At 69.1% G+C, this 19,275-nt stretch carries 17 protein-coding genes; 6 read left to right on the forward strand and 11 right to left on the reverse strand.

The window, feature by feature from the left end; all coding sequences use genetic code 11:
* The first annotated feature begins 13 nt into the window (after window positions 1-13).
* Complete coding sequence (locus ABZU72_RS20305; RefSeq protein WP_355020629.1) at window positions 14-1,006, forward strand: endonuclease/exonuclease/phosphatase family protein; 993 nt, start codon at window positions 14-16, stop codon at window positions 1,004-1,006.
* Window positions 1,007-1,042: 36 nt separating this feature from the next.
* On the opposite strand, the gene ABZU72_RS20310 is transcribed toward ABZU72_RS20305, so the two are convergent.
* A complete protein-coding gene (locus ABZU72_RS20310; protein ID WP_355020630.1) occupies window positions 1,043-1,411 on the reverse strand; it encodes a nuclear transport factor 2 family protein in 369 nt (122 codons plus the stop codon).
* Window positions 1,412-1,459: 48 nt separating this feature from the next.
* Here ABZU72_RS20310 and ABZU72_RS20315 point away from each other — a divergent pair, with 48 nt between their 5' ends.
* From ABZU72_RS20315 to ABZU72_RS20325, 3 genes are all read left to right on the forward strand, one after another.
* On the forward strand, window positions 1,460-1,882 hold the full coding sequence (locus tag ABZU72_RS20315) for a GNAT family N-acetyltransferase (protein WP_355020631.1): 423 nt from the start codon (window positions 1,460-1,462) through the stop codon (window positions 1,880-1,882).
* A 51-nt stretch (window positions 1,883-1,933) separates the two neighbouring features.
* Window positions 1,934-2,317 (forward strand): RidA family protein, encoded by a 384-nt coding sequence (locus ABZU72_RS20320; RefSeq protein ID WP_355020632.1) that lies wholly within the window; start codon window positions 1,934-1,936, stop codon window positions 2,315-2,317.
* A gap of 149 nt (window positions 2,318-2,466) precedes the next feature.
* The gene (locus ABZU72_RS20325) at window positions 2,467-3,117 is read left to right on the forward strand and encodes a septum formation family protein (protein ID WP_355020633.1); all 651 of its coding nucleotides are present in this window, start codon (window positions 2,467-2,469) and stop codon (window positions 3,115-3,117) included.
* A gap of 16 nt (window positions 3,118-3,133) precedes the next feature.
* Here ABZU72_RS20325 and ABZU72_RS20330 read toward each other — a convergent pair whose 3' ends face one another.
* Window positions 3,134-5,104: a TIGR03960 family B12-binding radical SAM protein gene (locus tag ABZU72_RS20330; RefSeq protein WP_355020634.1), complete on the reverse strand. Its 1,971-nt coding sequence runs from the start codon at window positions 5,102-5,104 to the stop codon at window positions 3,134-3,136.
* Window positions 5,105-5,201: 97 nt separating this feature from the next.
* Between ABZU72_RS20330 and ABZU72_RS20335 the strand changes: the two genes are divergently transcribed.
* Window positions 5,202-5,876 carry a class I SAM-dependent methyltransferase gene (locus ABZU72_RS20335; protein ID WP_355020635.1) on the forward strand — a complete coding sequence of 225 codons (675 nt, stop codon included), beginning with the start codon at window positions 5,202-5,204 and terminating at the stop codon, window positions 5,874-5,876.
* A 70-nt stretch (window positions 5,877-5,946) separates the two neighbouring features.
* Here the strand turns inward: ABZU72_RS20335 and ABZU72_RS20340 are convergent, their stop codons facing one another.
* The 8 genes from ABZU72_RS20340 to ndk all read right to left on the reverse strand — a co-directional run bounded on the left by ABZU72_RS20340 (window position 5,947) and on the right by ndk (window position 15,914).
* A complete protein-coding gene (locus tag ABZU72_RS20340; protein ID WP_355020636.1) occupies window positions 5,947-7,164 on the reverse strand; it encodes a S8 family peptidase in 1,218 nt (405 codons plus the stop codon).
* Between the two features lie 360 nt (window positions 7,165-7,524).
* A complete protein-coding gene (locus ABZU72_RS20345) occupies window positions 7,525-9,207 on the reverse strand; it encodes a S8 family peptidase (RefSeq protein ID WP_355020637.1) in 1,683 nt (560 codons plus the stop codon).
* 92 nt (window positions 9,208-9,299) lie between these two features.
* Window positions 9,300-10,523, reverse strand: a complete 1,224-nt coding sequence (gene rodA, locus ABZU72_RS20350; RefSeq protein WP_355020638.1) for a rod shape-determining protein RodA — start codon at window positions 10,521-10,523, stop codon at window positions 9,300-9,302.
* 18 nt (window positions 10,524-10,541) lie between these two features.
* Window positions 10,542-12,629, reverse strand: a complete 2,088-nt coding sequence (gene mrdA / locus ABZU72_RS20355) for a penicillin-binding protein 2 (RefSeq protein WP_355020639.1) — start codon at window positions 12,627-12,629, stop codon at window positions 10,542-10,544.
* 1 nt (window position 12,630) lies between these two features.
* Window positions 12,631-13,185, reverse strand: a complete 555-nt coding sequence (gene mreD / locus ABZU72_RS20360) for a rod shape-determining protein MreD (RefSeq protein ID WP_355020640.1) — start codon at window positions 13,183-13,185, stop codon at window positions 12,631-12,633.
* Window positions 13,182-14,135 carry a rod shape-determining protein MreC gene (gene mreC, locus ABZU72_RS20365; protein WP_355020641.1) on the reverse strand — a complete coding sequence of 318 codons (954 nt, stop codon included), beginning with the start codon at window positions 14,133-14,135 and terminating at the stop codon, window positions 13,182-13,184. The genes mreD and mreC overlap by 4 nt, the downstream gene beginning before the upstream one ends.
* 73 nt (window positions 14,136-14,208) lie before the next feature.
* Window positions 14,209-15,234: a rod shape-determining protein gene (locus ABZU72_RS20370; protein WP_160024659.1), complete on the reverse strand. Its 1,026-nt coding sequence runs from the start codon at window positions 15,232-15,234 to the stop codon at window positions 14,209-14,211.
* 275 nt (window positions 15,235-15,509) lie between these two features.
* Window positions 15,510-15,914, reverse strand: a complete 405-nt coding sequence (gene ndk, locus ABZU72_RS20375; protein WP_355020642.1) for a nucleoside-diphosphate kinase — start codon at window positions 15,912-15,914, stop codon at window positions 15,510-15,512.
* A gap of 112 nt (window positions 15,915-16,026) precedes the next feature.
* Between ndk and ABZU72_RS20380 the strand changes: the two genes are divergently transcribed.
* Complete coding sequence (locus ABZU72_RS20380; RefSeq protein WP_355020643.1) at window positions 16,027-18,462, forward strand: Tex family protein; 2,436 nt, start codon at window positions 16,027-16,029, stop codon at window positions 18,460-18,462.
* An 82-nt stretch (window positions 18,463-18,544) separates the two neighbouring features.
* Here ABZU72_RS20380 and ABZU72_RS20385 read toward each other — a convergent pair whose 3' ends face one another.
* On the reverse strand, window positions 18,545-19,267 hold the full coding sequence (locus tag ABZU72_RS20385; RefSeq protein ID WP_355020644.1) for a pyridoxamine 5'-phosphate oxidase family protein: 723 nt from the start codon (window positions 19,265-19,267) through the stop codon (window positions 18,545-18,547).
* Window positions 19,268-19,275: the final 8 nt, after the last annotated feature.

Here is a 19,275-nt window from a genome sequence, read left to right on the forward strand (position 1 = left end):
GGAGACTCGCGCGGTGACCCACCACAGAAGCAGGAAGTTCTCGGTACGCCTCAAGGAGCTTTTGCCGATCTTCGCGGTGGTCCTCACGGTCGGCGCCATCGCCGCGCTGACCGTCCTCGCACCCCGGCTGAGCGACTCCAGGCAGGCCTCCGCGGACACTTCCTCCTCGCCGAGCTCTGAACCCGATGCGGCCAGCCCGTCGGCCTCCGCCTCGGCATTGTCGGAGCCGCTGCCGAAGTTCAAGACGCTGGACGCACCGCCGGCGATCGACAAGGTCCCGAAGAAGCCCAAGATCGACCCGTGCGCGGTCCCGCGCAACCTGACCGTGATGACCTTCAACATCAAGGGTGGCCGGGTCTCCCCCGGTGAGCTCGGCGGCATCGCCGGCGTGATCCGGGCCTCTGGTGCCGACGTCGTGCTCCTCCAGGAGGTCGACCAGAACCGCCGCCGCTCCGGCAACGTCGACCAGCCGGCGATCATCGCCTCGCACCTGGGGATGCAGTCGGTCTTCGGCGCCAACGCCTACCTCACCGACCGTGGTGGCTACGGCACCGCGATCCTGTCGCGCTACCCCATCGACGGCTACGACAACACCCACCTGCCCAACCGCGACGGCAAGGAGCAGCGCGGCGTACTCCGGGCCAACATCATCGTCGAGGGTCAGCGCCTGGTCGTCTTCAACACCCACCTCGACCACACCTCCGACTCGCTGCGGCAGGCCCAGATCGGTGCGGTCATGTCCAAGGTGAACGCCTACGACGGCGCCAAGCTCCTCGGCGGCGACCTCAACGCCGGCGACGGCTCCAGCGTCCTGGGCGCCGCCCTGGGCACGCTCTCCGACGCCGGCGCCTCGTTGGGCTCAAGCCACGACGGCGGCGGCCGCGTCGACTACCTGCTCCCCAACTCTTGGCTCTCCGCCGGCGACGGCAACGTCACCCCCACCGGCCTCTCCGACCACCACGCCGTCAGCATCGACTTCGCCATGCGCGGCGCCGCGGACTGCTGAGGCTCCAGCGTCAGGTACGACGACCGGGCCAGCGCGTCAGTAGCGCTCGACCGTCACGGCTCGCTTCGGCGGGTCGTACGCCTCCGGCCAGAAGTCGGTGACACGTGTGATCCGCCCGGCGTCGATCTCGAGGAACGTCTGCGACTCGCCCGACTCATCACCCATCCTCCAGTCGAACCAGACCACTGCCCGATCGTCGTCGGCGATCACGATCTTCGGGGTGAGGCGCCATTCGCCGGGGTAGGTCTGGTTGAACTCGAGAAACGACTCGCGCCCGATGATCAGCTCACGGGTCTGCGGCATGTCGTAGACGACGTCCTCGTCCAGCACAGCCGCCAAGGCGTCCCAGTCCCGCGCATCGAGGAGCTGGAGATAGCTACGTGCCAGTGTTCTGTTGTCCGACATGGCGGCAACCTACCGGTGGGCGAGCGAGCGCGTGGGAGACTTCCCGCCGTGATCGAGTTGCGCCCAGCGGTTATTGCTGACGTCCCGTCACTTCTGGAGCTGTGGGAGGTGGCCGCCGAGAACGACTCGCGGCCGACCGACTCCGCGGTGAAGGTCGAGACGCTGATCGCGCGCGACCCGGGGGCCTGCACGGTCGCGGTCACCGAGGATGGCCGGGTCGTCGGTTCGTTGATCTCCGGGTGGGACGGCTGGCGCGCCCACCTCTACCGGCTGGCGGTACACCCCGACGTACGCCGCCAGGGACTGGCCCATCGCCTCCTGGACCACGCCGAGACCCGCCTCGTGGCGCTCGGCGCGGGCCGGATCGACGCGATGGTCCTGGAAGGCAACGACCTGGGGCAGTCGCTGTGGAAGAGCTCGGGCTACGAGTCGCAGGCCGAGTGGCGCCGCTGGGTCCGCCCTGTCGGCTGAGCGGCGGGTAAGCGGTCGCCAAAGGGACCGAGTCGGGTCTACGTTCAGCGGATGGAGTTCCTGACCCCCGAAGACCTTCCCGCACCCGCCGGCTACAGCCACGCGGTGATCACCGACCCCGGCGCCCGGCTGGTCGTGACCTCGGGCCAGGTCGGCGTCACCGACGAGGGCGCTGTGGCCGACGGCTGGGAGGCGCAGACGCGGCAGACCTTCGTCAACCTCGGCGTGGCCCTGGCCGCCGCGGGCGCAGCCTGGACGGATGTGGTCAAACTGACCTACTTCGTCGTCGACACCACCGAGCTGCCGCTGATCCGGTCGGTACGCGACGAGTTCGTCGACCTCGCACACCCGCCGGCCAGCTCGCTGGTGCGGGTCGCCGGCCTCTTCCGCCCCGACGTACTCATCGAGGTGGAGGCGACCGCCGCCATCAGCTGACCGTAGCGGCGTGCCTCGACCCGGGAGTCCTGACGTCACCGGGTGACTCTGGGACTCCCACGTCGACGATATCGAGACGCGGAGATTCACGAGGGTTGGTCGGCCAGGGCACCCTGCGCATGCCCTGACGGGCATGTCATCATCCGCTCATGTCGAACGACGCGCACCCCGCGGCGCACTCTCAGGCGATGGCGATCGTGGCCCTCATTCTGTGTTGCTTCATCTTCTTCCCGCTGGCACCGATCGTCGGCATTGGGCTCGCGATCGCGGTGCTCATCAGGTCCCGCCGGGGCCGCAACCATGGCACCAAGAAGGCAATCACCGCAATCGCGATCGGAGCCTCCGGCCTTGCCCTCATCGTCGGGCTCGTCGGTAGTGCCTGGTGGTTCACGAGCGGTGCCAACATCGAGCGCGACAGCATCGGAGCGGTGACGTCGAACGGGACGGCTTGGGCAATGGATCTACAGGTCGGGGATTGCTACAACGACCCAAAGCCGGGCGGTGTCAAGAGCGCACTCGGCATTGTCGACGTCGTCCCGTGTGCGCAGGAGCACCGTTGGGAGATCTACCAGCTCGCCCCGATACCGGGCACCAGTTGGCCTGGGTACAGCGATGTCGAGGAACGCACCTATGAGTCGTGTCGCGCGGCATTCATCCGGCTCACGGCCGACAACAACGACGGACTCTCGCTGTCCACCTACAGTTTCGCGCCCACGAAGGACGAATGGAATGCCGGCGACCACCACGCAACCTGCATAGCCGGCAACGTCTTTCCCTCCACCGGTTCAATCAGCGACTGATCCGACAGGGAACCCGCTACACGACCGAGAGCGGCAGCAGCTTCTTGCCCGTGGGCCCGATCTGGATGTCGGTGTTCATCTCCGGGCAGACGCCGCAGTCGTAGCACGGGGTCCAGCGGCAGTCCTCGACCTCGATGTCCTCGCCGTTGGCGACGGCGAGGGCGTCCTCCCAGTCGGCCCAGAGCCAGTCCTTGTCGAGGCCGGAGTCGAGGTGGTCCCAGGGGAGGATCTCGTCGTACTCACGCTCGCGGGTGGTGTACCAGTCGAGGTCGACGCCGGTGCCGGCGAGACCGGTCTCGGCGGCGGTCATCCAGCGGTCGTAGGAGAAGTGCTCGCTCCAGCCGTCGAAGCGGCCGCCGTCGCGCCAGACGTGCTCGATGATCCGGCCGACCCGACGGTCGCCGCGAGACAGCAGGCCCTCGACGATGCCGGGCTTGCCGTCGTGGTAGCGGAAACCGATCGCGCGGCCGAACTTCTTGTCGGCACGAACCGCGTCGCGCAGCTTCTGCAGCCGCTCGTCGGTGGTCTCGTGGTCGAGCTGGGAGGCCCACTGGAAGGGGGTGTGGGGCTTGGGTACGAAGCCACCGATCGAGACGGTGCAGCGGATGTCGTTGCGGCCCGACACCTCGCGGCCCTTGGCGATGACCTTCTTCGCCAGCTCGGCGATCTGAAGGACGTCCTCGTCGGTCTCGGTCGGCAGGCCGCACATGAAGTAGAGCTTCACCTGGCGCCAGCCGTGGGAGTACGCCGCACCGACGGTGCGGATCAGGTCCTCCTCGGTGACCATCTTGTTGATCACCTTGCGCATCCGCTCGGACCCACCCTCGGGAGCGAAGGTCAGACCGGAGCGACGGCCGTTGCGGGAGAACTCGTTGGCCAGGGTGATGTTGAAGGCGTCGACGCGGGTCGAGGGCAGCGAGAGCGACACGTTGGTGCCCTCGTAGCGGTCGGCCAGGCCGGTCGCGACGTCACCGATCTCGGTGTGGTCCGCCGAGCTCAGCGAGAGCAGGCCGACCTCCTCGAAACCGGACTTCCGGATCCCGTTCTCGACCATGTCGCCGATGGTGGTGATCGAGCGCTCGCGCACCGGGCGGGTGATCATCCCGGCCTGGCAGAAGCGGCAGCCGCGGGTGCAGCCGCGGAAGATCTCCACCGAGAACCGCTCATGGACGGTCTCAGCCAAGGGCACCAAGGGATTCCGCGGGTAGGGCCAGGCGTCGAGGTCCATCAGGGTGTGCTTGCGCACCCGCCACGGGATGTCGGGGCGGTTGGGGACCACGGCCTCGATCTGGCCGTCGGCGGCGTAGTTCACGTCGTAGAACTTCGGCACGTAGACGGCACCGGAGACGGCCAGCCGCCGCAGCAGCTCGTCGCGGCCGCCGGGGCGGTCGTCCTGCTTCCACTCGCGCACGACCTCGGAGATCTTGAGCACGACCTCCTCGCCGTCGCCGAGCACGGCAGCATCGAGGAAGTCGGCGATCGGCTCGGGGTTGAACGCGGCGTGGCCGCCGGCGAGCACCACGGGGTCGTCGTCGCCGCGGTCGACCGCGTGCAGCGGGATCCCGGCGAGGTCGAGCGCGTTGAGCATGTTGGTGTAGCCGAGCTCGGTCGAGAACGAGAGCCCGAACACGTCGAACGCCTTCACCGGACGGTGGGCGTCGACGGTGAACTGCGGGATCGGCCCCTGGTCGTCGCCCTCGCGCATGATCTTCTCGAGGTCGGGCCACACCGCGTAGGTGCGCTCGGCGGCGATCCAGTCACGCTCGTTGAGCACCTCGTAGAGGATCTGGACGCCCTGGTTCGGCAGGCCGACCTCGTAGGCGTCGGGGTACATCAGCGCCCACCGCACCTCGACCTCGTCCCACTTCTTGACGGTCGAGTTGAGCTCCCCACCGACGTACTGGATCGGCTTGGACACCAGCGCCAGGCGCGGCTCCAGCCGAGGGAAGACAGACTCAGGAACGAGGTCGCTCTGGGCGACGGTCACGATGGGCACCTCAAAGCTCGGGAACGATCAACCCCAAGCGTACGCCGCCTCCTGACTCCCCTACCAAACCCGGCGTCGCGAGGACAGAATGCCGGGCATGGCTTTGCGTACGTGGGCAGAAGAGTTCGCCGGAGGGACCGTGGCAACAGGCATGGCCAGGCTCAACGCACGGCATCCCTGGAGCCACAACGACCACTTCCACAGCTGGATCCTCGCGAACCTGCCCGCGCGGCGTCGCGGCGCACTGGACGTCGGCTGCGGCCGCGGCGAGCTCGTCGCGTCGCTGTCGCCGCGGTTCGAGGCGGTCCGCGGGAACGATCGCGACGAGGAGATGCGGCGCCACGCCACCGCTCGCTGCGCAGGTCTCGCCAACGTCACCGTCGACGGTCGCCCCTGGGCCGAGGTCACCGGGCCGGTCGACCTGGTCACGATGGTCGCCGTTCTGCATCATCTGGACGTCGCCGCCGCCCTCGCTGATGTGCGCCGTCTCCTGGAGCCGGGAGGGCGGTTCCTGGCGGTCGGCCTCGCACCGCCGCACAGCGCGTCGGACCACCTCTGGGACCTCGCGTCGGCCGTGACCAACCCGGTGATCGGCTACGTCAAGCATCCATGGCCGTCGACCGACGGCACACCCGTCACCCCGGTCCCGATCAAGGACCCGACGATGCCCTTCGACGACCTGCGCGAGACGGTCCGAGAAATCATGCCCGGCGCCTCGATCCGCCGCCGCCTCGGGTTTCGGCACACCATCGAGTGGACCAAGCCGTCGTAGCGGAGCGGAAATAGGTGTTGGGGCCGCCCCTCCCGGACGGCCCCAACACCCTGAGCTCAGAGCCGGTGGCTCAGAACAGCGTGGTGAGCAGCAGGTTCGGCGAACCGGTGCCCGGGTTGGTGACCAGGTCGGGGGTGGCGGCGCCGGTCAGGCCCGTGGCGACGTCGGCCGGGGTGGCCGAGGGGTTCGCCTCGAGGAAGAGCGCGGCGGCACCGGCGACGTGGGGGGTCGCCATCGACGTACCGGAGATGGTGTTGGTCGCGCCGTCGTTCCAGGCCGAGGTGATGTCGACGCCGGGGGCGAAGATGTCGAGGCACTCACCGGTGTTGGAGAAGTCCGCGGCGGCGTCGGTGTCGTCGGTGGCACCGACGGTGATCGCCTCCGGAACGGCCGCCGGCGAGGAACCGCAGGCGTCGGAGCTCTCGTTGCCGGCCGCGACGGCGTAGGTCACGCCGTCGGCGATCGAGGCCTGGACGGCCGCATCGAGAGCGGCGTCGTTGCCACCGCCGAGCGACATGTTGGCGACGGCCGGGCCGTCGGTGTGGTTCTCGGTGACCCACTCGATGCCCGCGACGACACCCTCGGTGGTGCCGGAGCCCTGGTCGTCGAGGACGCGGACCGGAACGATCGTGGCCTCCTTGGCCAGACCGTAGGTGGTGCCGGCGACGGTGCCCGCGACGTGGGTGCCGTGGCCGTTGCCGTCGGTCGGGTCGGTGTCGCCGTCAACCGCGTCGAAACCCTCACCGATCCGGCCGCTGAACTCCGAGTGGTCGGTCGCGACGCCGGTGTCGATGATGTAGGCGGTCACGCCGGCACCGGTCTGCTCGTAGTGGTAGTTCTTGTCGAGCGGCAGCGCGGCCTGGTCGACCCGGTCGAGGCCCCAGGTCGGGTCGGCCTGGTCACCCTGGGTGGTGTAGCGGTGGTTGGCCTGCACGTAGGCGACGTCCGGGTTGGAGCGGACCTCTTCGAGCGCGTCCTTGTCGAGCGAGGCCGAGAAGCCGTTGAACGCCGTGTTGAAGACCTCCCGTACGTCTCCACCGGCGTCGCGGGCGTCGCTGCGGACCGACTTGGCCTCAGACTTGGCCACGTCGCTACGGCCCTGCTTCTCCATCACGACGATGTACTCACCCTCGATTGCGGTCGAGGCGTCCGCGCCGCGCAGCGGTGCCGGACTGTCCGCGGCACCGGCCGGGACGGTGAAGGCGATCGCCGAGGCTGCTGCTCCAACAGCTACGGCGGAGATGACTGCCGGCGCCTTGAAGGCCCGGTTCTTGATGGTTCGGTTCACGAACTGACTCCCGTCATCGTGCGGCCCGATGGGGCCACAACCATTCATTGCACCGGACTTGGGAACCGCCTGTAGGTGGTCCCACGCGCAGACCTCACACGTGCCGGCCGAACGCCCTGCGCCCTCCCTACGGCCGCAACCCGAAGCGTTCGGTCAACCACGTAATCACGTTACGTAGGACCCGTAACGACCCAACTCTTCGCATTGCAGCAACGTGCAGATACCAAAGGTGAACGCCTGTAAACAGGCCATAAACAAGGTAGGAAAATTGGCTGTAACCAACACACCGGGCCGCCCGCATTACGCGAGCGACCCGGCGTGGTCAGGCCTCAGGTCAGGCCATCAGATGAGCGCCCGAGATCAGGCGACGGAGGTGTCGTCGATCAGGAAGCTGGTCCCGAGCGAGGAGTCCTCGGTACCGGTGAACGTCAGCGTGACGGTGCTGCCGGCGAAGGACCCGAGCGAGAACGACTTCAACGAGTACGACGAGCTCGCGTTCAGGTTGGAGTACGTCGCCAGCGTCGTCGACCCGACCTTGACGGTCAGCTTGTCGTAGGCCGTCGACGTGGTCGTCTCGTTGGTGATCACTCGCAGGTAGAACGACAGGGTCTTACCGGTCGCGGGCAGGGTGACCGACTGCGACAGCGTGTCGGTGCGGGCGGTGCCATAGCCGTTCAGCCACGCCTTGTAAGAGCCCGTACGAGCCGGAGCGCCGCTCGAGCTGTCGATCACGCCCGAGGATGCGCTCCAGCCGGTCGCGCCGGACTCGAAGCCCGGGTTGGTCAGCAGGTTGCCCGTGGTCGGCGGGTCCGTCGGGTCGGTGCCACCGCTCCACAGCGAGTAGAGGAGGCGGTTGGGTGAACCGGTCCCGGGCGAGGTGACCACGCCGGTGGTGGCGTTGGAGTTGATCGCCGAGGCGACGGCGGAGGCCGATGCCGTCGGGTTCGCCTGCAGGTAGAGCGCTGCCACTCCGGCGACGTGCGGGGTCGCCATCGACGTACCGGAGATCGTGTTGGTCGCCGTGTTGGAGGTGTGCCACGCCGAGGTGATCGACGAGCCCGGAGCGAACAGGTCGACGCACGAGCCGATGTTGGAGAAGCTCGACCGGGCGTCGGTGTTGGTCGTCGAGCCGACGGTCAGGGCTCCGGCCACCCGGGCGGGCGAGCCGTTGCATGCGTTCGCACCGGAGTCGTTGCCCGCGGCCACGGCGTAGGTGACGCCGTCCGCCATCGAGCTGGAGACCGCGGAGTCGAGGGTCGAGGAGACCCCGCCACCGAGCGACATGTTGGCGACCGCCGGACCGGAGGTGTGGTTGGAGGTCACCCAGTTCACACCCGCGATCACGCCGGCGGTGGTGCCGGACCCGGACGCGTCGAGCACACGGACGGGCACGAGGGTGACGTTCTTGGCGACACCGTACGTCGATCCGCCGACGGTTCCGGCGACGTGGGTGCCGTGGCCGTTCTCGTCCTCGGTGCTGGACCCGATGGCGGTGTAGCCGGAGGTCACCCGGCCGCCGAAGTCCGCGTGCGCGGAACGGATGCCGGTGTCGATGATGTACGCCTTCACACCCGAGCCGGTGTAGTCGTAGTGGTAGTTCGAGTTCAGCGGCAGGTTGCGCTGGTCGATCCGGTTGAGCCCCCAGGTCGGGTTGGCCTGGTCGCCGCTGGCCTTGACGACCTGGTTGGCCTCGACGTAGTCCACGTCGGGGTTGCTACGGAGCGCGTCGAGCGCGTCGGCGTCGAGTGTCGCGGAGAATCCGGTGACCGCCTTGTCGTAGGCGTACTTCACCGAGCCACCCTTCTCCTTGGCGAGCGCCCGGGCGTCGGCGGCGTTGGCCTTGGCCGCCGCACCGTTGCCCTTCATCACGACGATGTAGGAGTTGTCGATGGCCGTCGACTTCTCGGCACCGATCAGCGGTGCCGGGCTGTCTGCTGCGCCGGCGGGACCGGACATGGCCAGGATGGTGGTAGCCGCACCGACGGCGGTGACCGTCGCTGCTGCCAGTGCGCCGAGGCGCTGGTTTTTGTGGGGTCTGTTCACGGTTACTGCTCCCGTCGTCAAGCAGCCTCGGGATGAGGGCTGCAAGGGGTAACAGATGCCCTGTGGGGCACCGGGAGGGAACGTAATCGAGTTTAATTTCGATGAAACGCGACATCTTTTCGCACTGCAGCAACCTGCAGGCGATCACGCGAGCGGAGGTCCTGAAGTGGTCCGGACCGGTCCAGACCGGTGCGCCGCGAACGGGCCGAGATGCCGAGCAGCAGACCCACTGCCAGCAGCGCCGCGATCATCGAGGAACCGCCGTAGGAAATCAAAGGTAGCGGGACCCCGGTGACCGGCATGATGCCCAGGCACATCCCGATGTTCTGGAAGCTCTGGATGCCGAGCCAGCACACGATCCCGGCTGCCGCCACGCGCCCGAAGAGGTCGTCGGTGCGCGCCGCGATCCGCAGTCCGCGCCACAGCACGACACCGAACAGCCCGATCACCACCAGCGAGCCGACCAGCCCGAGCTCCTCCCCCACGACGGTGAAGATGAAGTCGGTGTGCTGCTCGGGGACGAAGCCCGCACGGGCCTGCGAGCCCTGGAACAGACCCTGCCCGAAGATACCGCCGTCGCCGATCGCGATCCGCGCCTGCTGGACGTTGTAGCCGGCCCCGCGAGGATCCAGCGACGGATCGGTGAACGCCATGAACCGGTTGATCTGGTACTGCTTCAGCACCCCGGTCGCGACCACCGTCGTGGCGCCCGCGACACCGGTCAACGCCAGCAGCGCCAGCCATCGCCGCGGTGTCCCCGCGGCCGCGAGGACGCAGAAGACCGTCACGCCGAGCACCAGCGTGGTGCCGAGGTCGGGCTGGAGCAGGACCAGGACGATCGGCACCGCCGCGACCAGGATCATCGCGACCACGTCGCCCAGCGACACCCGTGCCCGCCAGCGGCCCTCGCTGCGCTCGGCCAGGACCAGCGCCATCGCGATGACCACGGCCAGCTTGGCCAGCTCCGAGGGCTGGACCTGGACCGGCCCGAGATTCACCCACGACTTCGAGCCGTTGACCGTGGAGCCCATCACGAGCACCAGCACCAGCCCGACCACCGCGGCCAGGTAGGCCACGGGCGTCAGGAGCCGGACCCAGCGGTGGTTGGTCGCGACCACGCCCACCATCAGCACCAGCCCGGCCGCCACGTTGATCGCCTGTTTGCGCAGGTAGGCGGTGGTGTCTCCGCCGGTGATCGCGTCGCGGTGGATGGTCGCGGACCAGACCAGCAGCACCGAGAGCGACACCAGGACCAGCACCGCACCCAGGAGGACCAGGTCGATGCGGCGTACGAAGGCCATCACGTCGTTCTTCATGCTCTGCCCCTCAACCCCTCAGTCCTTCGGGGCGACGATCGAGCCGTCGGCACCGAACGCGGGCAGGTTCCTCGGCGGGTCGATGCCCCGGATCGCGGCCTTGCCGGGCCGCACCTCGGCACCGCCCTCCTCGACTCCGTAGAGCGTCTCCCACAGCTTGCGTACGGCATCGCCCACCGAGCCCGAGCCGGTGCCGCCCTGGGAGATCGTCATGATGACTACGTACTTCTTGTTGTACGTCGCGACCCAGCCGGTCGTCTGCTTGCCAGTGACCTCGGCGGTGCCGGTCTTGCCGCGCACCTTCACCTCGTCGAGCGGGAACCCGCCGAACTTCCAGGCCAGGGAGCCCGACTGGGGAGTGCCGAGCAGCGCCTCGTTGACGTAGTCGATGCTCTTGGCCGACATCTTCACCTTGCCGGCGACCTTGGGATCGATCTTCTCGACCACCGTCCCGTCGCCGCTGACGACCGCCTTCCCGATCCTGGGCTCGTAGAGGGTGCCGCCGTTGGCCAGGGACGCGTAGGCCCGAGCGAGCTGGATCGGGGTGACCATGGTGTCGCCCTGGCCGATGGAGAAGTTCACCGCGTCGCCGGTGCGGTAGTAGTTGCCCTCGATGCAGAACTCGTGGGCGAAGAGCTGCAGGAAGTCGGTGGGGGCGTTCTTCTTCTCGTCCATCCGGCAGTAGTAGCCCTTCATGGCCTGGTAGTACTCGGCCTTCCACTTCCGGTCCGCGATCCGGCCCGTCGACTCCCCCGGCAGGTCGATGCCGGTGCGCTTGCCGAAGCCAAAGGCCTTGGCGGTCTCCACCAGCGGGTCCTTGGCGTTGACGTCGGCGGGGTTGGCGCCGTACTTCTGCCAGTAGTGGACCCCGACCTGGTAGAAGAACGTGTTGCAGGAGACCTGGAGCGCCTTGGCGAAGTCGATGAACCCGTAGGCGCCCGACTCGTAGTTCTTGAACACCCGGTTGCCCACCTGGAGCCCGCTGGAACAGTTGAGCAGGGTGTCGCGGCTGTAGCCGTTGTTGAGCGCGCCGACCGTCATGAACGGCTTCCACGTCGAACCCGGCGCGAACTGACCCTGCGTCGCCCGTGGCAGCAGCGGGTAGCCCGCCTTCTCGGAGTAGAGCCTGTCGAGCTGCTTCTGGGTGATCCCGCCGACCCACTCCTCGGGGTCGTACGTCGGCTGGTTGGCCATCGCGACCAGTCGGCCGGTCTGCGCCTCCATGACAACGACCGAGCCAGAGTCGGCCTCGAAGTTGCGGCCGGAGATCTTGTCGAACGTGTTGCGCGCGGTCTCGATCGACTCGGCGAGCAGCTTCTCGGCACGGCCCTGCACCTTGGCGTCGATGCTGGTCACCAGCGTGTCGCCGGGCTGGGAGGCGACCGAGTCGCCGCGCCCGATCTCTCGGCCGAGCGAGTCGACGGTGACGGTGTCGTAGCCGGGCATCCCGCGCAGCCACTGGTCGTACTCCTTCTCGACACCGGAGCGACCCACCATCGAGGTGATGTTGAGCGACTCGTCGCCACGCTCCTTGGCGTTGTCGTTCTCGTCCTCGGTGATCGGGGAGAGATAGCCGAGCACGCCGGCGGCGTTGATGCCGAAGGGGCTCGGGTAGGAGCGCAGCGTCTGCTTCTCCGCGACCACCCCGGGGAAGTCCTCGGGCTGCTCGAGGATGCGCAGCGCGGTCGACTCGGAGACGTCGGTGGCGATCGGGACCGGCTGGTAGCGGGTGCCGGACCAGTTGGCGATCGCCTCGTTCTGCTTCTTCGGGGACACCTCGACGGCCTTGGCGACGCGGGCCATCAGCGTCTTCCTGTCGTCGTCGTCGAGCCCGTCGAGCACGCCCTGGTCGAGGCTGACCACCCAGGCGGAGCGGTTGGTCACCAGCGGCCGGCCCTGGGCGTCGACGATGATGCCGCGCACCGGCTGGCGCACGATCTCGCGCTTGGACTGCGAGGCCGCGGCTGCCTGATAGGCGTCGCCGTGGCGTACCTGCAGGTAGAAGAGCCTGACCCCGAGCGTGGCCAGCAGCGAGAAGACGAGCGCCTGGATCACGATCAGCCGCAACCGGCTGACCTGCGCGGTGGAGAGTCGGCTCGCCGCCATGTCAGATGTCCCCCTTGCCGATCAGCCACAGCAATGCCGGGATCAGCAACGGCGCCAGCAGCAGGTCGTAGCCCACGCTGATCGCCACGGTCGGCAGCAGCGTCAGCGGCGCCTCACCGAGAATCAGGCCGCTGACCGCGAAGATGCTGACCCCGATGAACGCGCAGGTGGCCACCGTGGCCATCACGGTCATCGCGTTGGGACGGCCCCGGCCGCCGTGGATGCTGCCCTCGTCGATGCTGCCTTCGCGGACACGGCCGGCGACGTAGCCGACGATCAGCAGCGCCAGCGCCCAGCGGCCCGCGGTGTGATCGGCGGGCGGCGCCAGATCGAGGAGCACGCCGGCGGCGAACCCGGTCACGAGGCCGGCCTGCCCGCCACGGGTGAGCGCGACCGCGATGACGACCAGGAGCGCCAGGTCGGGGGTGATCCCGCGGATGGCGAAGGCCGGCGCCACGCTCAACTGGAGGACGACCGCGATGACGACCAGCATGCCGACCAGCACGTTGCGCAGCACCGGAGCGGCGCCTGAGGCACGGGCTTGCATGTCAGTCATCGCAGCTCCCCTTCCGGTGTGATGACGGCGCGGTCGCTCATGGTGTCGTTGGGCACCACCACACCGACGACGTCGAGCGAGCCGAAGTCGACGTACGGCTTGATCCGGACCGTCTGCGAGGAGTCACGCACGCTCTCGGTGCTGTCGGTCACCTCGCCGATCGGCAGCCCGGAGACGTACGGAGCGGCCCGGCCATCACCCCAGGTGATGACCGTGTCGCCCTTGAGCGGGGTGGTGGACCGGTCGACGAGGTCGAGGGTCAGCAGACCGGCGTTGGCGCCTCCGGCGACCGCGCCGGAGCCCCGGACCATGCCGACCTGGCCGGACTTCTTGTCGCCGCGGTCGGCACCGCCGACGCGGCCGCCGACGACCGAGGCGGCATCGACGATCAGCAGGACCGTCGCCGAGGTCTTGGTGACCCGCAGCACCCGGCCGACCAGGCCATCGCCGGTCACGACCGACATGTCGGACCTGATCCCGGCGGCACTGCCGGCGTCGATGGTGACGGTGCGGTTGAAGGTCTGGGCGGGGCCGTAGGCGGTGACCCTCGCCGGCACCATGGCGTAGCCGAGGTCCTCGGCAGCGCGGGTGATCGACTCGTACTCGGCGAGCTTGGCACGGCCGTAGTCGGTGACCTCGACCTGGCGGCGCAGGGTGGAGTTCTCGGCCTCGAGCTTCGCGACCCGGTCGCGCAGCTCGTCGCGGGTGTCGAACCACTCCGGGATGTCGGTGAACGGGCGGGCCACCAGCGCCGCGCCGGTCTCCAGCGGGGACATCACCTCACCGACGGCGGCGCGGGCCGGCTCGAGGACGGGGGTCTGGTCGAGTGTGGCCAGCGTCGCGCAGCACAGGATGAGCGCGATCAGCCAGGAGCGTTTCGGACCACCGCCGCCGGCCTTGGTCTCGAGGCTGCCGCGGCGGTTGAGCCTCTCCCGCGGCTTACGGACCATGGGTTTGGGGCCTTTGCGTTGTTCCAGCCCTTTGCGCAGACGTTCGCTGGGGCGGGGGCTCAGCAACGACACGTCACCATCTCCTGTTCTCGTTGACCAGGACGGGGCGGAGCACGTCGTAGTCCTCGACGCAGCGGCCGGCGCCCATCGCGACCGAGGTCAGCGGGGACTCGGCGACGTGGACGGGCATGCCGGTCTCGTGGCGCAGGCGCTCGTCGAGCCCGCGAAGGAGGGCGCCGCCGCCGGTCAGCACGATGCCGCGGTCCATGATGTCGCCGGCCAGCTCGGGCGGCGTCTGGTCGAGGGTGGACCGGACCGCGTCGAAGATGTCGTGCAGCGGCTCCTCGATCGCCTTGCGCACCTCGGCGCTCGAGACGGTCACGGTGCGCGGCAGCCCGCTGACCAGGTCTCGTCCCCTGATCTCGGCCTCGGGCTCGTTGGGCAGCGGCCAGACCGAACCGAGGGTCATCTTGACCTCTTCGGCGGTGCGCTCGCCCAGGAGCAGCGCGTGCTCCTTCTTCAGCCAGGTCATGATCGCGTTGTCGAGCTGGTGGCCGGCGGTCCTGATCGACTGCGAGGTGACGATGCCGCCGAGGCTGATCACCGCGACCTCGGTGGTGCCGCCGCCGATGTCGACGACCATGTTGCCGGTCGGCAGGTGCACCGGGAGCCCGGCGCCGATCGCGGCTGCCATCGGCTCCTCGATGATGTTCACCATCCGGGCACCTGACTGGTAGCCCGCCTCCTTCACCGCGCGGATCTCGACCGCGGTGATCCCGGACGGGACGCAGATGACCATCCGCGGCTTGGCGAAGTAGCGGCGGCGGTGCACCTGATGGATGAAGTAGCGGAGCATCTGCTCGGTCGCCTCGAAGTCGGCGATCACGCCGTCCTTCAGCGGCCGCAGCGCGACGATGTCGTCGGGCGTACGTCCCAGCATCTTCTTGGCCTCATGGCCGACGGCGACCATCTCGCCGGTGTTCTTGTTGAGCGCGACCACACTCGGCTCATCGACAAGGACACCCTTGCCGCGGACGTAGACGAGTGTGTTTGCGGTGCCGAGGTCCACCGCCATGTCACGTCCAATGATGCTCGCCATGCGTCCTCGCGTTCCCGGGGCGCCGCGTCGGGGATCTGTGCTGCAGGATGCGGGCCTCCCGACGAGGCTACGAAGGTCCGAGCCTCAATCCGGAGAGGCTCGCCGAAACCGCAACGATACGGGGTGCATCCACGCCGCCGAACCAGGGGATGCCTGCGTTCACCGGGCGTTGCGGAACGGCTCACAGAGGCCCGCGAAAGCGGCCTCCAGGGCGAATGAGAGATCGCGCCGGTAGAGGTACCGGCGCGATCTCGGGTCAGGCTTTTTCCCTCGTCTCAGGCGCCGAACCAGAGCTTGATCTCGCGGTCGGCCGACTCGGACGAGTCGGAGCCGTGGACGAGGTTCTCGCGGTTGGAGAGGGAGAAGTCGCCGCGGATGGTGCCCGGGGCGGCCTTGCGGCCGTCGGTGGCACCGTTGAGCGCGCGGACGACCTCGATCGCCTCGTCGCCCTCGAGGACGGCGGCGACGAGCGGGCCGGAGGTGACGAAGTCACGCAGCGGCGGATACCACGGCTGCTCGACGTGCTCGGCGTAGTGCTCGTCGGCCATGCCGGCGTCGATGGTGCGGTGCTCCAGTTTCACGATCGAGAGGCCCTTGGCCTCGTAGCGGGACAGGATCTCCCCCACCAGGCCCCGGCGGACGGCGTCGGGCTTCAGGATCACGAACGTGCGCTGCGTCATGGGGCCGAGCGTATCGGGGAGGGCCCGTCCGGGCACGTTCGGGCCGGTCGCCGCCGTGCACCTGTCGGCCACGTTGAGATCATGTCGGTGGGATGCGGCAGGATGGCGCCCCGTGACGACAACCCCATCAGCTCCGACGCTCGCAGACTCGATGGCCGCCATCCCGGCCCGCATCGCCGAAGATCTCGGGGTGCGCCCGGCGCAGGTGACCGCAGCGGTCGCCCTGCTCGACGAGGGCTCGACGGTGCCGTTCATCGCGCGCTACCGCAAGGAGGTGACCGGCGGCCTCGACGACGCCCAGCTGCGTACGTTGGAGGAGCGACTCGGCTACCTGCGCGACCTGGAGGAGCGGCGTGCCGCCGTGCTCGCCGAGATCGCGAAGCAGGACAAGCTCACCCCGGAACTGCAGGCCTCGATCCTCGCCGCCGACACCAAGGCGCGGCTGGAGGACATCTACCTGCCGTTCAAGCCGAAGCGGCGCACCAAGGCGATGATCGCCCGCGAGAACGGGCTCGAGCCGCTGGCCGACGGGCTGCTGGCCGACCCCTCGCTGGACCCGACCGTGGTGGCCGAGGGCTTCCTCGGCGAGAACGTCCCCGACCTGAAGGCCGCGCTCGACGGGGCCCGCGCGATCCTGGTCGAGCGGTTCGGCGAGGACGCCGACCTGATCGGCACGCTGCGGGAGCGGATGTGGACCGCCGGCCGGCTGGTCACCCGCGTCCGGGAAGGTCGCGAGAACGATCCGGCGGCGGCGAAGTTCTCCGACTACTTCGAGTTCTCCGAGGCGTACGCTTCGCTTCCGTCGCACCGCACCCTGGCCGTCCTGCGCGCGGAGAAGGAGGAGGTTCTCGACGTCACCCTCTCCCCCTACGCCGAGGAGCCGGAGCCAGGCGAGGTGACCGACTACGAGCGCTCGATCGCTGCTCGTTTCGGGATCGTCGACTCCGGCCGTCCGGCAGACAAGTGGCTGGCCGAGACGGTGCGGTGGGCATGGCGTACGCGAATCCTCTTCCGCCTCGAGCTCGACATGCGCACCCGGATCCGCACCGCCGCCGAGGAGGCCGCGATCGCGGTCTTCGCCGACAACCTGCGCGACCTGCTGCTGGCCGCGCCGGCCGGCACCCGGGCGACGATGGGCCTCGACCCCGGCATCCGGACGGGCGTGAAGGTGGCCGTCGTGGACGCGACCGGCAAGGTGGTCGACACCTCGACGGTCTACCCGCACGAGCCGCGGCGCGACTGGGACGGATCCCTGGCGACGCTGGCCAAGCTGGCGAAGAAGCACTCCGTCGACCTGATCGCGATCGGCAACGGCACCGCCTCGCGCGAGACCGACAAGCTCGCCGCCGACCTGCTCAAGCTGCTGCCGGACCTGAAGATGACCAAGGTGATGGTCTCCGAGGCCGGCGCCTCGGTCTACTCCGCCTCGGCCTACGCCTCCGCCGAGCTTCCGGAGCTCGACGTGTCGATCCGTGGGGCGGTGTCGATCGCGCGCCGTCTTCAGGACCCGCTGGCCGAGCTGGTGAAGATCGAGCCGAAGTCGATCGGCGTCGGGCAGTACCAGCACGACCTGCCCGAATACGGCCTCTCCAAGTCTCTGGACGCCGTCGTCGAGGACTGCGTGAACGGCGTCGGCGTCGACCTCAACACCGCCTCGGCTCCCCTGCTGCGCCGGGTCTCGGGGATCACCGAGTCGCTCGCCTCGGCGATCGTCGCGCACCGCGACTCCAACGGCCCCTTCCGCACCCGCCGCGAGCTCACCAAGGTGGCGCGCCTCGGCCCGAAGGCGTTCGAGCAGGCGGCCGGGTTCCTCCGGATCCGCGGCGGCGACGACCCGCTCGACATGTCCGGCGTCCACCCGGAGGCCTATCCGGTGGTCAACCGGATCCTGGACAAGGCGTCGGCGGACATCGGGTCGCTGATCGGCAACACCTCCGCGCTGAAGTCGCTGAAGCCGTCGGAGTTCGTCGACGAGAAGTTCGGCCTGCCGACCGTCACCGACATCCTCGCCGAGCTCGAGAAGCCCGGACGCGACCCGCGTCCGGAGTTCCGCACGGCGACCTTCTCCGAGTCGGTGCATGTGATCGCCGACCTGCGTCCCGGCATGGTCCTGGAGGGCACCGTCACCAACGTGGCCGCTTTCGGCGCCTTCGTCGACATCGGCGTCCACCAGGACGGCCTGGTCCACATCTCCGCGATGTCGGACAAGTTCGTCGAGGACCCGCGCGACGTCGTCCGCTCCGGTGACGTGGTGCGCGTCAAGGTCCAGGAGGTCGACGAGGCCCGCAAGCGGATCTCGCTCACCCTCCGGCTCAACGACGACGCTCCCGCGGGTGCTCCCGCCAAGGGCGAGTCCGGCGACCGCTCCGGCCGCCCCGGTGGCCAGCGGGGCCAGGGCAAGGGCGGACCCAAGGGCGGCGGCAAGAGCGGCGGCGGGCGGCCCAGTGGCAACCGTGGCGGCCAGGGTGGACAGGGCGGCGGGCGCGGCTCCTCCGCCCCGGCCAACAGCGCCATGGCCGACGCCCTGCGGCGCGCCGGGCTCAGCTGAGCGTTTGCCGGTTCCTTCATCAAGGTATGCAGGTCAAGGGTCACATCCCCAGCGGAACTCCGCACGGGATGTGACCCTTCGGCTACATACCCTTCGACAAGCTCAGGACATCGCCTTGACGAAGGTTCAGCCCGGCGGCGCGGCGTACGACGTCCTCCGGCACCGGTCCGGTCGCGTCCTCGGCGGTGACCGGGGCGCCGGCGACGCGGTGGATCGGGATGACCCCGGCCCAGGTCCCGGCCTCGATGTCGTCGGGGTCGTCGACCGGCCCCTCGGCGCGCGCCTTCATCGACGCCTCAGCGAGCGGCAGGGCGAGCACGGCGGTCGCGGCGAGTTCCTTGCGGGTGGCTGGACGCAGGGTCTCCCAGCGGCCGGGGATCATCTGGTCGACGACCAGCGCGAGGGCGCGCTCGCGCTCCTCCGGGTCCTCGACCAGGCGTGCGCGGCCGATGACCACGGCCGAGCGGTAGTTCATCGAGTGGTGGAACCCGCTCCGTGCCGCGACCAGGCCGTCGAGCTCGGTGATCGTGACGCACACGTCGCGCTCCAGCGCCCGCACGAGCCAGCCAGCTGCCACCGAGCCGTGCAGGTAGAGCGACCCGCCTGCGTCAGGGCCGTCGAGATCGAAGCCGTACGCCGTGGGCAGGACGACCGGGTGAGCCTCCTCGCCCGACCCGACGGTGACGCCCAGGTGGGCGATGAGCGCCTCACCGAGGAAGGTGTGCAAGCGCTCGCGGTCGGGGACGGCGCGGTTCTTCCCGCGACTGACTCGGGTGCGTGGGGTGGGTGACAACGTCGTGCTCATGGCACCAT

The organism is Nocardioides sp. NPDC004968 (assembly GCF_040608935.1).
In the GTDB taxonomy this organism is placed as follows: Bacteria; Actinomycetota; Actinomycetes; order Propionibacteriales; family Nocardioidaceae; genus Nocardioides.